Source organism: Chitinophagales bacterium, from assembly GCA_013816805.1.
GTDB lineage: Bacteria > Bacteroidota > Bacteroidia > Chitinophagales > UBA10324 > MGR-bin340.
This window is the reverse complement of sequence record JACDDS010000003.1, coordinates 140,605-155,913: the sequence shown is the minus strand read 5'-3', so window position 1 is coordinate 155,913 and position 15,309 is coordinate 140,605. Positions and strand designations below refer to the sequence as shown.

Genomic DNA, 15,309 nt, shown 5'->3' with positions numbered 1-15,309 from the left:
TTTACATATTGAACTTTCATTAAAACTTTATCTAAGAATTAAATATGGCCTCAACGCTGTAAAGACTTGTTACTATCTATAATGCAGATTACTTAAATTATGGCTGATCGTGCATAAAAATTCGTCCTAATTGTTAATTCTTTATCTATACTTGTTTAAATCGGGTTCTGCTACCTAATTTTGATTTATGCTCTTGAAACTCCTCATTCAAAATTACGCGATCATCGAACGTTTGGAGCTATTTTTTTCAGAAGAGTTATCCGTAATTACCGGGGAAACGGGTGCAGGCAAATCAATTGTTATGGAGGCTTTGTCACTTGTACTTGGAGAACGGGCAGATCAGAGTGTACTTTTTGACCGTGAAAAAAAATGTGTGGTAGAAGGTTATTTTGATGCAAGCCGCTTAAATTTAAGTGGCTTCTTTAAGCAATATGATTTGGATGAAGATGCACGGCTTATTTTCAGGCGGGAAGTTTCTGCTTCCGGAAAATCACGTGCTTTTATTAACGATACTCCGGTAAACCTTTCTGTCATGAAAGAACTGGGCGACCAGCTGGTTGATATGCACAGCCAACATCAATCCCAGGAATTGAATTCTTCACTTTTCCCATTACTATTACTTGATTCATTGTCAAAACAGGGAGATGCTGTAAAAAATTTTACACGTCTGTTCCAGGATTACCAGGCTCATTTAAGAAGGTGGAAAGAGCTTGATGAGCAAAACATCCGTGAAAATAAAGAACTGGACTATTTAAATTTCCAGCTTAAAGAATTTTCATCAGTATCTCTGAAAGTAGACGATCAGGTTCTTCTCGAAGAAGAACAAAAGCAATTGGAACATGCTGAAGAGATCAAACAGCAGTTTTCATCTGCCAGTCAATTGCTTGCAGACAGAGAGATCTCTATAATAAAACAATTAAAAGATGTTTCAAGCCTTCTGAATAGTATAAAAAAATATTCCGCACAGGCAGACCAGTTACTTGACCGGCTGGACAGCTGCCGGATTGAGCTCGATGATATTGCTTCCGAACTCGATGAAAGGCAGATGGAATTGCAAATGGATCCGGTACGACTTAAGGAAATACAGCAGCGGCTTGATTCGATTTACAGGCTCGAGAAAAAACATCATGTAAATTCGGTTTCAGATCTTTTAGAAATTGCAAACAACTTAAGAACTAAGATTGAATCGATACACCTGCAGACTGAAGAACTAAAAAGCCTGGAATTAAAAATAACATCAGAAAAAAAGCATTTAATTGAAGTATCGCAAAAAATTTCCGCTGCCCGTCTGAAAGAAGTTACACGGGTAGAACAGACTGTGAACAGTATGCTGAAAGAAGTAGGTATGCCTCACGCACAAATTAAAATTAATCACAGGATGCTCAGTGAAAATCAGATGACTTCTCTTGGGCTCGATCATTTTCAATTCCTGTTTGCATCAAATAAAGGCAGCGAATTTCACGAGATCCGAAAAATTGCGTCAGGTGGTGAATTATCACGTTTAATGCTTTGTTTTAAATCGCTTATTGCAGCTTCTACCTCCTTACCCACTCTTATTTTTGATGAAATTGATTCAGGTATTTCAGGAGAAACGGCAATGAAGGTTTCAAGAATCCTTAAACAACTCAGCTCAAAACACCAGGTAATATGTATTACGCACCTCCCCCAACTTGCTGCAAAGGGAAATATGCATTATTTTATATATAAAGAGCTTTTGGAAGGACGAACCTATACCCGTGTTAAAGAACTCAACGCCCAGGAAAAGGTAAAAGCTATTGCACAAATGATAAGCGGTGAAAAAGTTACCGCAGCCGCCCTGGAAAGCGCAAAAGAATTGCTTAATTAAAGCCTGATTGAGGTTGTTGATTACCTTGATAGATCCAATGTTTCAGCAATCCGATTTCATAAATTACATTTGTCAAAACAAGATTAAATGGCATATAACTTACTGAAAGGGAAAAAAGGATTAATCTTCGGCGCTTTAGATGAACAGTCAATTGCCTGGAAGGTAGCAATGCACTGTTTTGAGGAAGGTGCATCCATAACGCTTTCGAATGCTCCCATTGCTATGCGCATGGGGAAGATTACAGAGCTTGCAAAGGCGACGAATGCTGAAGTGATTGCTGCCGATGCAACGAGCACTGACGACCTTCAAAAACTTTTTCAGAAAACGATCGAAATTCATGGAGGACCAATAGATTTTGTTTTGCACTCCATCGGAATGTCGCCCAATGTGCGAAAGAACAAACCGTACACTGATTTGAATTATGAGTTTCTTGCAAAAACTCTGGATATTTCCGCCTCCTCTTTTCATAAAATAATTCAGACTGCTTACCAGCTTGATGCAATTTGTGATTGGGGATCTATAGTTGCTCTTACATATATGGCTGCACAGCGCGTATTTCCTAATTATAATGACATGGCAGATGCAAAAGCGTTGCTCGAATCTGTTTCCCGAAGCTGGGGATATCACTATGGCATAAAGAAAAAAGTTAGAATCAATACTATTTCCCAGTCCCCCACATATACTACTGCAGGCTCAGGTGTAGCCGGTTTTGATATTTTTTTTAATTATGCTGAAGCAATGTCTCCTCTCGGTAATGCCACTGCAGAAGAGTGCGCTAACTATTGTGTGTTCATGTTTTCAGATCTTTCCAAAAAGATAACCATGCAAAATCTTTTTCATGATGGGGGTTACTCCAATACGGGAGTAAGTGAAAAGATTCTGGAGATGTTCAGGAATATGGAAGAGAAATAGGATTTCCAAACGTTTACAGTAACCGATGCGGTTAATGCGATAGCTGGAAATTGCAGAACCATAAATTACATTATTTTCCTATCTCTGCAAAAGCAGGTTACCGTATTTATTACTTTCGTGGAGGGAATCTAAACTATATACCGTTGCAAGTCCCTGCTGCTTTTAAACGATTGCTGCTCATTCGGGATGAAGAATGGGTATTGGTAACCCGCATGTTTGCCTTCGAATTTTTTCAGGGAGCTTCCATTGCACTATTTTTAACATCATCTTTCCCGCTGTTTATAAATTATCTCAAACAGGCAGAGCTGCCAATTTCAGAGCTTTCGAAAGTCTTTATTCTCACCTCTTTTCTGCTCTGGTTTTTCGGCTGGTTATACAATAAACTGGAAAATATGTTGTCAGTAAAACATATTACCCTCGGCGTATTAGTTTTCAATGCCCTGAGCATATTCCTTTTTATGCTATTCATTTCAGGCAATGAATCTGGATGGTTTTATTACGTGATGCTTGCCTGGTTTTATGTGCTGTACCTTTTAAATAACCTGGAATTCTGGGGCCTTGCTTCCCGTTTATTTGATGTACGTCAAAGCAGAAGGTTATTTGCCATTGTAAGTGCTGGGGATATCCCGGCTAAATTTATTGGATTTGTGGCAGCAGCTTTAGTGCACCAGATCGGTAGTCAGGAATTATTGTGGATAGCTTCAGGGGCATCGCTTCTTTCACTCCTTTTTTTTCACCGTTTAATTTCCCTGGATATTTTTCAAACGGAGTTACACACATTACATGTTCCGCATACAGTGCATACAACATCCTCCAATTCGGCAAAAGAATTCTATAACCTGATTATGGGAAACAAATTAATAAGGCAGGTGGCTATCATTTCTTTTTTCACCCTTTGCTGCTTTCTCATAGTCAATTTTGTTTTCTATGGATATGTTAAAAAGCGATTTGAAACTGACAGCTCGCTTGCTGAATTTATTGCGTGGTTTCTTGCAGCAAGCACCGCAATCACACTTATTATCAAGGTTCTTTTCAGTAACCGTATTGTTAACCAGTATGGAATCATTCGTTCTCTCCTGATCACCCCTGTTATAGTTGCAATTATAGCAGTTATTTCTTTCTTTGGAAATGACAATGTTCTTTTTTATCTGTTTGGTACCATGGCAATCATAATCGAGGTTTTGCGCTCTGCCATACAGTCTCCTGTACTGCTGGCCACCCTCCAGCCGCTTTCACTTCACCAGCGACTGCAGGGTCACACGATTATGAAAGGGATTATGGATCCGGTCGCCTTTTTTATTATTGGAGTGTTGCTTTATGTACTTTATCATTTCGATAACAATCTCAATTTTCGTATCCTCAGCGCGATAATACTTGTAATGATTTCGCTATGGATAATCTGGATTTTTAGTGCTGATAAAAACTATATCCTCACACTAAGCGCTGCTATCCGTAACCGTTCCGTAAATGAGCGTGACATCCAGCTTAGCGATGCAGAATCTTTTGAAGTATTGCGAGAAAAGGTTGCTGGTAATGATGAAAGTGATGCGGCCTTTGTTTTAAGGTTAATTAAGAATCAGCATCTCGCAAACAAAAGTGATTTAATTGTTATCGGATTGAAGCATTCCAGTCCGATAGTAAAACATGAGGCGATAAACGCTATAGCAGAAATTTCAAAACAGGAAGCAAACAATCATCTTCATTATCTCTTTAGGGAAGATGCGGATCCCGGTATTAAGGCCGCTGCCGTTAGAATGCTTTCGCACATAGAATCTATTATTGATTTTAGCCCGTATCTTCATCATGAAGATCCCCAAATTATCTGTGCGGCCATAAGCGGAATTATCAATGGAAGATTTCCATTGCAACTTGATGAGGCTGAAAAAAAACTCCGTCGGCTTGCTTCTTCTCTAAATCCAATAAACAGGAAATGTGCAGCAGAAATTCTTGGTGAAATAAATAATAAAACGCTGCAACCTTTAATACTGAATCTTCTCAATGATCCAAATGATGAGGTGGTTCGAACTGCTTTGCAGTCTGCACGCAGGATGAAAAGTCCTGAGATTGCAGAAACTATTCTTAAAAGTTTCGCAGGAAAAAATAAAACCCTTGTTTTTAAAATGCTTGAAGCATGCGGAATCGCTGCGGTTCCTGTTATCGCAAATTTTATTCTTAACAATCCGAGGAATGAATCTGCAGGTAAGCTTATTAATATCATTGGTATGAACGGCGGGTCTGAATCGCATCGTATACTTGATCTTATGATCGATCAGTTACCATTGTGTCAAAGCCAGATATTACATGCACTGCATCTTTCCAGATTTCATGTCAACCATGCGCTGCAGAATAAGTATGAAAACATTGCACGGAATTATCTTGAAGCTGCAGTACAATTACCCTTTAAAATATTATTTCTGAAGCAGCAAAGCGAAAGTGAATTACTGATAAACGCGTTGCACCTTGAACTGGCTTCACTTCGTGATCAACTGCTATCGGTATTTACATTGCTTTACGATGGTGACAAAATCCAGAGGGCAAAAACAGGACTTAAGGTAAACACTCGTGAAAGTATTGCGAATGCATTGGAGCTTATTGATCAGATAACGGTTAAGGAGTTTTCTCATCCCTTTATTTGCCTTTACGAGCAGAAAGATATAGGGCTTATATGTGCAGAACTGAAAAAAAGCTTCCGGGAACCTTATCTCTCCGTATCGCTTATTTATGACGATATATTACGCGATAAGTCTCATGATTATGCCTCATGGACCAAAGCCTGTGTAATATATTCTATGGTAAAAAAGAAAGCACCGGTAGATGTTTATCTATTGGAACCATTAAGGTTTTCTGTGAATGCATTACTCAGGGAAATAGCCAACTTTGCTTTGGATGCAAGAGCAATGTCATAACTGCAACCAACTTAAACACACTTTTCAAAAAAATAATGCAAACGCCAAAGCTCCTTTTAATTGAGAAAGTAATTGTGCTTAAATCACTTTCCATTTTTGCCGACACTCCGGAGACCATTCTGGCTGAGATCGCACATCTGGTTGAAGAGGTGGAAGTACTTTCCGGTTTTATTATATTTAAAGAAGGGGATATTGGCAACTGTATGTACATTATCTTCCGTGGTTCAGTAAGGATACACAAGGGTGGGCAAACATTAACTACATTTAATGAAAAGGAATTTTTTGGTGAGCTTTCCTTACTGGATCCTGAAACACGATCAGCCACGGCCACTGCAGCCACAGATTGTTTTTTACTAAAGCTTGACCAGGAACCAATGTATGACCTTTTTGAATCGCGGCCAGAGGTGGTGCAGGGTATTTTAAAAATTTTGTGCAGAAGAATCCGTGCTATAAATCAGAAGTTGTTTGAGATGGGCCAAGCGCTTCCGTCAACTTAATCATTCAGCAGTTTTTCAATTTCCAGAATGCGCTGCTGCTTTTCACCTTCCCGCAGCTTTTTACAATAAGAGGTATGGTAATGATGGTTTCGCAGAAATTTCAGCTGAAGTTCATTCCATTCACGCTCATTTTTTACGAAACCATATTCTATAAATTCTGAAAAGAGCGTATTACCTATAGTATAAAAATCTTCTCTTCCCAAATAATCTAAATCGGCATCTGCTATAATTCGCTCTAATTTTGCGTGAGGCTGCTGTGGAAGGCGTGTTGCCATTATCATTCCATTAATAGTCTCAATCTGTTGCCCGCTAAATCCGTATTGCGGCAAGATCTGGCGCGCCAGATCGCATCCCTTTTCCTCATGCCCCCGGTAAAGTGTTATAAATCCTGAGTCATGAATGACCACGGCAATGCGAATTAAATTCCGCTCTTCCTCAGTAACTTTCTCTGCCCCAGCTATCCTCATTGCCGCCTCAAGCACATCATATACATGAAGCAACCCATGGTAAGTTAGGTTTTGGGGTAATTCCTTTTTCAGCTTGCTGAGGATAAACTGTTCTGCCGAAATATAGTCTGTCATTCGTAGTAAAATTTATCAATAATTGCTAGTGTTCTTTTATCAGTTTTATTTTTTTCCCTCAACAAATACATTTCTATCAATCCCTTGTTTTTCACTTCAATTCGCCCTCGAGGAACAGAACGGAAGCGATGCTTTACCAGATCATGGGTAGTGCCACTGATGTTGATCTGACCGGCTTCCCCATTTTGCTGCATGCGTGCGGCAGTGTTTACCTGCAACCCTGCCGCCGGGAACAATTATTTTAGGCATGGTGTATTTTTTGAAAAATAGGAATTCCTTTACCGCGATCAAAATATTACTTTAATTCTTAGACTGAATTCCAAGCATTTTATCTAAAAACTCTAACCCTGTATATGCTGATTTGTGATTTAGCGGTTAAGTATGCATTTCAATATTGCATGATAAAGTGCTTATTTAAACTAATGTCCTAAAAAAAAAGCCCTCTTTGAAGGGCTCTCTAAACTTAATTTTATTTATTTATCTGCTACGCGTCCATCTTCTCTTCTTTAGGCAGAGATACTATGGTCTTTAATTTTTCACTATCTGCAGGATCTAAATCTACTACTATTGTATCGCCGGGCTTCATCGCAGAATTAAGCAATTCTTCCGCCAATGGATCTTCCAGGTATTTTTGAATTGCACGCAGTAATGGCCTTGCACCATACTTAGAATCATAGCCACGTTCCGCAATAAATTCCTTTGCTTTATCGGAGATATCAAGCTTGTAACCGAGGCTAGTCATACGTTTATAAACATCTTTCAGCATGATATCTATAATCTGGAAGATATGTTCTTTAGTAAGAGAATTAAATATTACCACGTCGTCAATACGATTCAGAAATTCAGGAGAGAAGGTACGCTTAAGCGCATTCTCAATCACTACTTTCGAATGGGTATCAGCCTGGTCTTCTTTGGTAGCCGTCGCAAATCCAATTCCCTGTCCGAAATCCTTCAACTGGCGGGCACCAATGTTGGAAGTCATGATGATCAGTGAATTTTTGAAATCCACTTTTCTACCTAAGCCATCTGTTAAAATTCCATCATCAAGCACCTGTAACAAAATGCCGTAAACATCGGGGTGCGCTTTTTCAATTTCATCGAGAAGAATGACACAGTAAGGTTTGCGCCGGACCTTTTCAGTAAGCTGACCGCCTTCTTCATATCCCACATATCCTGGAGGAGCACCAATCAATCTGGACACGGAAAATTTTTCCATATACTCACTCATATCAATGCGAACCAAAGCATCTTCACTATCGAAAAGATAGCGTGCCAGCACTTTAGCCAGCTCTGTTTTACCTACACCCGTTGGTCCGAGGAACACAAATGAGCCAATTGGCTTTTTGGGATCTTTGAGGCCGGCACGGTTTCGCTGAATAGCTTTCGTGATTTTAAGAATGGCTTCCTGCTGACCAACCACGCTGCCTTTAAGCTCATCTGCCATATTCAATAATTTATGGCTTTCACTCTGGGCAACACGCTTTACCGGAATACCCGTCATCATAGCTACCACTTCAGCTATATCTTCTTCTGTAACAGGATATCTTTTTACTTTGGTTTCTTCCTCCCACATGTTCTTGGCATGCTCCAGTTCTTCTATCAATTTCTTTTCTGTATCACGCAATTTAGCAGCTTCCTCATACCGCTGACTTTTTACCACCCTGTTTTTTTCAACCTTAATATCTTCTATTTTCTTTTCGAGATCCAGGATGCTTTGAGGAACATGAATATTTTTTAAGTGAACCTTCGCGCCAACCTCATCCATTACATCAATAGCCTTATCGGGTAATAGACGATCCGTTATATAGCGGTTACTCAGCTTAACGCAGGCATCAATGGCATCGCCCACATAAGATACATTATGGAAGTCTTCGTATTTGCTTTTAATGTTGTTAAGAATAATGATCGTTTCTTCAGCTGAAGGCGGATCAATCAGTACTTTTTGAAAGCGACGATCGAGTGCACCATCCTTTTCAATATACTGACGGTATTCGTCCAATGTGGAAGCGCCGATGCACTGCAGCTCACCGCGCGCAAGGGCTGGTTTAAATATGTTAGATGCATCCAGGGAACCAGTGGCGCCGCCTGCACCTACAATGGTATGAATCTCATCGATGAACAGTATTACATCGCGGTTCTTCTCCAATTCATTCATTATCGCTTTCATGCGCTCTTCAAACTGGCCACGGTATTTAGTACCTGCTACCAGGGCCGCCAAATCGAGCATTACGATTCTCTTATCAAATAAGACACGCGAAACTTTGCGCTGATGTATCCTTAAAGCAAGGCCTTCTACAATTGCTGTTTTACCTACACCCGGCTCACCAATAAGAATGGGGTTATTCTTTTTTCTCCTGCTTAAGATTTGAGAGACCCGCTCAATTTCAATATCGCGCCCAACAATAGGATCCAGCGTTCCCTCTTCCGCCTGTTTGGTTATATCTCTTCCGAAATTATCCAGAACCGGCGTCCTCGATTTTGCTGCCGGAGCTTTGCGGGTAGTGCTTCCTCCGCGTGATTTTTCCTCTTCAAAGCTATCATCTTCTTCCTGATGCTCATGAGGCGTTTCTGACTTGATTTCCTGCTGTAAAAAATCAAGCTCTGATTTAAAGGCATCATAATCGAGCTCAAACCGGGAAAGCACCTCTGAAACTACATTATCTTTGTTTTTCAGTATAGAAAGAATTAAATGTTCAGTGCCAATAGTATCTGACTTCAGCACTTTTGCTTCAAGTATAGTAATCTTTAAAACTTTTTCTGCCTGTTTGGTAAGTGGCAGATTATTCACATTTACATTATGGTTGTGAATGGCCCTGTCGCGTATTGAATCTTCTATTGCCTTGCGAAGAAGAATAATATCGACATCCATCGATTTTAACACTTTGATTGCAAGTCCCTCTCCCTCACGAATAAGCCCCAGCAACAGATGCTCTGTTCCAATAAAATCATGACCCAGCCTCAAAGCTTCCTCTCTGCTATAGGTGATGACTTCTTTTACCTTAGGTGAAAATTTTGCTTCCATGTATATAGTTTAACAAAGCACGAACCAAGAATGTTTCATGAACAATATGGCAGGCTACAGTGGGTTAAATTAACAAGATTAAAGTTATTTACAAATTTGACGGCGCAGTGGATTTGTTTTCAACAAAAATATGTCTAATGTCTGCTAAAATAGATTTAAATGAAAATGTAATAAAAAAGTTCGATTATACCATTAGTCACTTCAATGATTCTTTGAGCTTACTTCAGTGATTCTTTGAGCTTACTTCTCTCTTTTAACCGGCTGCACTGCTTATAGATTAATTTTTAATTATTTTGCAAACAAAACAATAAGAAGGGTTATGAAGTTCGGAATTGATAAACAGGAAAAGTTCAGTGTATTCACCCTGGATGAAGAAAAATTGAACGCACAGGTTGCACCATTGCTGAAATCGGAGATGATATTATTAAATGCAGAAGGGATCAGAAATATAATTTTTGATATGGGCCCTATAAAATTTGTTGACTCCAGCGGATTAAGCTCGATTCTGATCACCAACAGGTTATGTAATAATGCAAAAGGAACTCTTGTATTATCGAGTGTTTCAGAACAAGTAATGCGGCTGATAAAGATATCTCAGTTAGACACTATTCTTCATATTGTTCCGTCTCTTCAGGAAGCGAAAGACCTTGTATTAATGGAAGAAATAGAGCGCGACTTAAGTGACGGAATTGAAGCATAAGGAAATAATTACCCTACCATGACATTGGATATTATAAAGCCTCAACAAAAAACGCAATGAACTCCTGTAAGTTTGAGATTACCGTTTTAGGAAGCAATTCTGCTATTCCTTCACATGGCCGTCACCCAACTTCCCAGGTACTTAACCACAACGAAAAATATTATCTTATTGATTGCGGAGAAGGTACGCAAATGCAGCTAAGTACCTATAAAATCAAACGAAGTAAAATCAACCACATTTTTATCAGTCACCTCCATGGTGATCATTATTACGGATTAATCGGCCTTCTCACTTCTTATCATTTATTAAAACGGCCTGAACCGTTGCACATTTACGGACCAAAAGGATTAAAAGAAGTGATTGATCTTAATTTTCAATATTCCGATACTCATCTTTCATATGAATTAATTTCACACGAAATCAGCTACGGCGAGAATTTAATTTTTGATTCTGATGAAATTTCCGTAACCACTATTCCTATGAAGCATCGGATTCCCTGCTGCGGCTTTCTCTTTCGTGAAAAGAAGTCAGGCAGAAAAATTCTTGCTGACAAAATGGAGGAGTACGAGATTCCATATTCGATGATTCCCGATTTAAAAAAAGGATATGATATTACCATCAATGGACTTTCAATATTAAACCAGGAAGTAACTGCTGATCCACCTTTGCCGCGTTCCTATGCATTTTGCTCGGATACTAAATCAAATGAAGATATCATACCTCAAATAAGCAATGCCGATCTACTTTACCATGAAGCTACTTTTATGGAAGAATCGGTTGAACGTGCAGCTTTAACTTTTCATTCAACTGCGTTTCAGGCCGCATTAATTGCAAGGAAAGCAAATGTGAAAAGGTTATTGATAGGTCACTTTTCTGCAAAATATACCGAATTGAACGGGATATGTAAAGAAGCACAAAGTATTTTCAGCAATACTGATGTCGCAATAGAAGGAGAAAAATATTCAATCGGGGAAATCCAATGGCCCCGGAATCCAAAAACGGCCGTTACTACAGCAGTTTAAAATTTATAAAAAGGCAATATTCAGGTTGCATCAAAGGACTTTTTTTTGTTTGGAAAAGACATTTATCCGAATTTTGAGCTCACTTTCTCTGAGTAATTAAACCTCATAAAAAAATTATTGTCATTCTCTAAACTCAGCCAGAGTGACAATTATGTATCTTTTTCACCTTAAATTTTTAATAATGAACAATTTTTTCAACCGTATTGCACTGCTATCAGCCTGTATTTTTTTTATTACCACAGTAGCTCTGCAGGCGCAGTTTGCATATATCTCTCCGGTTCCGGGTTCTCTTTATCATGATCCGGCCACCGGCATAATATTACGAAATGGAAATACCCTTAATCGTTCCCTCCTTAATTCAAAAACATTATTTCATGTAACAGGATCCATCAGCGGACTTCATAATGTAATGGTGAAATTAGCCGAGGCTGATAAAAGTATTTTACTTCAGCCTGATGTTCCTTTTATTGAAGGTGAAACCGTAACTGTACAAATAGCAGATGGCATTACAACTTCGGCAGGAGCAACATTGCACGGCACGTCATTCCATTTTGAAATACGGCAGCCACGGTCACCAGAAGTAAAACAGCTGATAGCTCGACAGATGCAAGAAGCTTATGCACAGGAATTTGGTGCTATCAACAAAAGCAACCGGACAGCTTCCCCTCCGGGATTGCCGGACTTTAGTATACTGGTAAATACAAATCCTGCATCCGGGCAAATATTTTTTCATGACTTTCAATTAATAGATAACATGAGCAGCCATATATGCATTATTAAGAACAATGGTGACTCTGTATACGGTAAATTTGACACAGTCGATTTTAACAATTTTGATCTCAACCATAATGGATACATGACTGTATATAACCGCCTGGATTCCGTATTCGACATGCTTGATTCGAATTATAATAAGGTTGCCAACTACCAAATGAAAAACGGTTATAAGGCGGACGTTCACGAATTCCAGATTTTTTCAAATGGAACGAGGTACATGCTTGCCTATGATCCAGAAATTGTAGACATGACCGTGTACGACCCCAACTATTGTCCCAATGCCACAGTTGTAGGTGCAATCATTCAGGAGTTAGATGAGAAGAATAATGTTTTGTTTCAATGGAGAAGCTGGGATCACTACAACATTACCGATGCACAGCATATCAGTCTGTCGAACTGCTATATAGATGCAATTCATATGAATTCTATTGAGGTATTGAGCGATGGAAATCTTGTAGTTTCTGCCAGGCACCTTGATGAAATTTCAAAAATTGATAAAAATACGGGCAATTTTATCTGGCGGCTTGGGGGTGCAAACAATCAGTTTACTATTAAGAATGATCCGCAGGGCGGGTTTAGTTTCCAGCATGATGCGCGCATAATAGCTAACGGACATCTGACCGTTTTTGACAATGGAAATTATCACGTGCCCGCGCAATCCTTTGCAAAAGAATACAGCCTGGACGAGATAAATAAAAAAGCAACGCTGGTATGGAATTACAGCCGTCCCGTTAGTTCAGGCTTTATCTATGCGAGCGCCATGGGCAGTGTACAGCGCCTCAGCAATGGCAATACTTTTATCTGCTGGGGCTTAATTACCACTCCTGACGATCCAAATATCACTGAAGTGGATGCACAAAATAAAATAGTCTGGGAAATGGAGCTTGCCCAAACGGATCCTATTTACCGTTCCCACCGATTTACGTGGGATCCATGCGCGCGTCCAACGGCGAGCGATGTAAAAGCGACAAACATTACCAGCACCACCGCCAAAATAAGCTGGCAACCTGCTACAAATGCACTTAGTTACGATGTGCAGTACCGCAAAACAGGAAATCAAAAGTGGAAAACGGTGTCCACCAGTAACACGAATATTAAACTTACGAACCTTGCCTCTTCAACTAAATATGAATACGAGGTAAAAAGCCATTGCAACAATGGCGATGTTTCTCCATGGACAGCATCGAAAAAATTTACCACTCTGCCGGCGAAAGAATCGCTATTAAGTCAGGCTGAAACAACTTTTGATCTGTATCCAAATCCGAGCAATGGAATCGTTCACCTAACTATTGATGCACCGAGAAGTGAGCAGGTAACATTCACCATTTATGATTTGAGTGGAAAAGGAGTAATAAGTTCCAGTCAGCAATTAATACAAGGTGAACAGCAATTAGACTTAAACTTAACCAGCCTTCCTAAAGGCATCTATTTCGCGGAACTAAAATCAACTGTTACAAAGAAAATTGTCAAGATGGTAATAGAATAGCAGCGATGAGTATGCAAAAATCCGCAGGGTTATTCCCTGCGGATTTTTTATTGGAATTTAATAGCGTTACATATTGTGGGTTTCTTCCCTTTTCAAACCAAACTTTTCCATTTTACTGTATAAATGACTGCGCTGCACGTCAATTTCATCAGCCGTTTTAGACACATTCCAATTATTTATCTTCAGCTTGTTTTCTATATACATTTTCTCCATCTCATCTTTAAAATCAACAAATTTATCAAAGCGATTGAAAAATGCTTCCATTGGATCTCTAATTACATTCGCAACTCCGTAAGTCAGCACTTCCTGTTCCGTAATTTTGTTTTCACTAAGTATCACTAATCTCTCGAGTACATTGTGCAGCTCACGAATATTACCCGTCCAGTTAATATTCTGTAATTCCTGGATTGCACGCGGAGTTATTATCTTTTTTGGAATTCCATAATCTTCACAAATTTCTATAACAAATTTTTCAGCAAGAATTGCAATATCTTCTTTCCGCTCATTAAGTGTAGGTACATGAATAATGATAACACCTAAGCGATGATAGAGGTCCATCCTGAAATTATTACGGTCGATTTCGCGGGTGAGGTCCTTATTGGTAGCCGCAATTACTCGCACATCCACTGATATTTCTTTATCGCCACCAACGCGTGTTACCTTACCTTCCTGCAAAGCACGAAGTACCTTCGCTTGTGCGCTTAAACTCATATCTCCAATTTCATCAAGAAACAGCGTGCCACCATGTGCCTGCTCAAATTTGCCTATACGCTGTTTAATAGCCGAGGTAAACGCTCCCTTTTCATGACCAAATAATTCACTTTCTATCAATTCTGAAGGAATTGCCGCACAATTCACCTCAACCAAAGGGCCGTCTGCACGGTTACTTTTTTCATGGATCCATCTCGCAACCAATTCTTTTCCGGTCCCATTATCACCGGTAATAAGAACCCGTGCATCCGTAGGCGCCACTTTATTTATCTTCTCTTTTATTTTCTCTATCGCAGGTGAATTTCCGAGGATCTCACGCGTTTTGGAAACTTTACGTTTTAATACTTTCGTTTCTGTTACCAGAGAAGCTTTCTCTAAAGCATTCCGTAAAGAAATCAATAGTCGGTTTAAATCCATTGGCTTGGCAACAAAATCATATGCGCCTTTTTTCACCGCCTCTACGGCAGTATCAATGGTACCATGACCTGATACCATAATGACAGGGACATCTATATTCTGGGCCTGAATTTTATCCAGTACTTCCATGCCATCCATTTTAGGCATTTTTATATCTAACAGGATGGCATCAAAGCTTATATCCTTAATCATATTCAAACCCTCAATTCCATCGTTGGCTTCCTCCACTTTATATCCTTCATATTCAAGAATTTCACGCAACGTACGACGTATACTTTTTTCATCATCAATAATAAGGATGTTAGCCATGCAACAGACTGTGGTTTAAAAAGCAAAAGTAGATATTCTATTCAAAGTGATTGTATAGCGGAAGACGGACTACGATAAACCGCGGGTTTAAATCTTTATGATTAATTGTTCTATTAATGAAAT

The 15,309-nt window shown here is 39.3% G+C and carries 11 protein-coding genes; 7 read left to right on the top strand and 4 right to left on the bottom strand.

All coding sequences use genetic code 11. The features are described 5' to 3' along the window. The first annotated feature begins 187 nt into the window (after positions 1–187). The 4 genes from recN (at position 188) to H0W62_03505 (ending at position 6,161) form a co-directional block, all read left to right on the top strand. Positions 188–1,846 (top strand): DNA repair protein RecN, encoded by a 1,659-nt coding sequence (gene recN, locus H0W62_03520; GenBank protein ID MBA3647612.1) that lies wholly within the window; start codon positions 188–190, stop codon positions 1,844–1,846. Positions 1,847–1,933: 87 nt separating this feature from the next. Then, on the top strand, positions 1,934–2,758 hold the full coding sequence (locus H0W62_03515) for an SDR family oxidoreductase (GenBank protein ID MBA3647611.1): 825 nt from the start codon (positions 1,934–1,936) through the stop codon (positions 2,756–2,758). Between the two features lie 143 nt (positions 2,759–2,901). Further along, positions 2,902–5,664 carry a HEAT repeat domain-containing protein gene (locus H0W62_03510; protein ID MBA3647610.1) on the top strand — a complete coding sequence of 921 codons (2,763 nt, stop codon included), beginning with the start codon at positions 2,902–2,904 and terminating at the stop codon, positions 5,662–5,664. Positions 5,665–5,699: 35 nt separating this feature from the next. Then, positions 5,700–6,161, top strand: a complete 462-nt coding sequence (locus H0W62_03505; GenBank protein ID MBA3647609.1) for a Crp/Fnr family transcriptional regulator — start codon at positions 5,700–5,702, stop codon at positions 6,159–6,161. Here the strand turns inward: H0W62_03505 and H0W62_03500 are convergent. The 3 genes from H0W62_03500 to H0W62_03490 form a co-directional block, all read right to left on the bottom strand. Beyond that, positions 6,158–6,742 carry an HD domain-containing protein gene (locus H0W62_03500; protein ID MBA3647608.1) on the bottom strand — a complete coding sequence of 195 codons (585 nt, stop codon included), beginning with the start codon at positions 6,740–6,742 and terminating at the stop codon, positions 6,158–6,160. The genes H0W62_03505 and H0W62_03500 overlap by 4 nt on opposite strands. After that, on the bottom strand, positions 6,739–6,978 hold the full coding sequence (locus tag H0W62_03495) for a hypothetical protein (GenBank protein ID MBA3647607.1): 240 nt from the start codon (positions 6,976–6,978) through the stop codon (positions 6,739–6,741). Before H0W62_03495 ends, H0W62_03500 begins: the two co-directional genes overlap by 4 nt. Positions 6,979–7,226: 248 nt before the next feature. Next, entirely contained in the window at positions 7,227–9,764 is a 2,538-nt protein-coding gene (locus tag H0W62_03490; GenBank protein MBA3647606.1) for an ATP-dependent Clp protease ATP-binding subunit, read from the bottom strand. Between the two features lie 319 nt (positions 9,765–10,083). Here H0W62_03490 and H0W62_03485 point away from each other — a divergent pair, with 319 nt between their 5' ends. From H0W62_03485 to H0W62_03475, 3 genes are all read left to right on the top strand, one after another. Next, positions 10,084–10,464 carry an STAS domain-containing protein gene (locus H0W62_03485; protein ID MBA3647605.1) on the top strand — a complete coding sequence of 127 codons (381 nt, stop codon included), beginning with the start codon at positions 10,084–10,086 and terminating at the stop codon, positions 10,462–10,464. A gap of 56 nt (positions 10,465–10,520) precedes the next feature. Continuing rightward, positions 10,521–11,486 carry a ribonuclease Z gene (locus H0W62_03480; GenBank protein MBA3647604.1) on the top strand — a complete coding sequence of 322 codons (966 nt, stop codon included), beginning with the start codon at positions 10,521–10,523 and terminating at the stop codon, positions 11,484–11,486. A 181-nt stretch (positions 11,487–11,667) separates the two neighbouring features. After that, positions 11,668–13,749, top strand: coding sequence for an aryl-sulfate sulfotransferase (locus H0W62_03475; protein ID MBA3647603.1), 2,082 nt, complete (start codon positions 11,668–11,670; stop codon positions 13,747–13,749). Between the two features lie 66 nt (positions 13,750–13,815). Here H0W62_03475 and H0W62_03470 read toward each other — a convergent pair whose 3' ends face one another. After that, the gene (locus H0W62_03470) at positions 13,816–15,186 is read right to left on the bottom strand and encodes a sigma-54-dependent Fis family transcriptional regulator (protein ID MBA3647602.1); all 1,371 of its coding nucleotides are present in this window, start codon (positions 15,184–15,186) and stop codon (positions 13,816–13,818) included. Between the last annotated feature and the right edge of the window lie 123 nt (positions 15,187–15,309).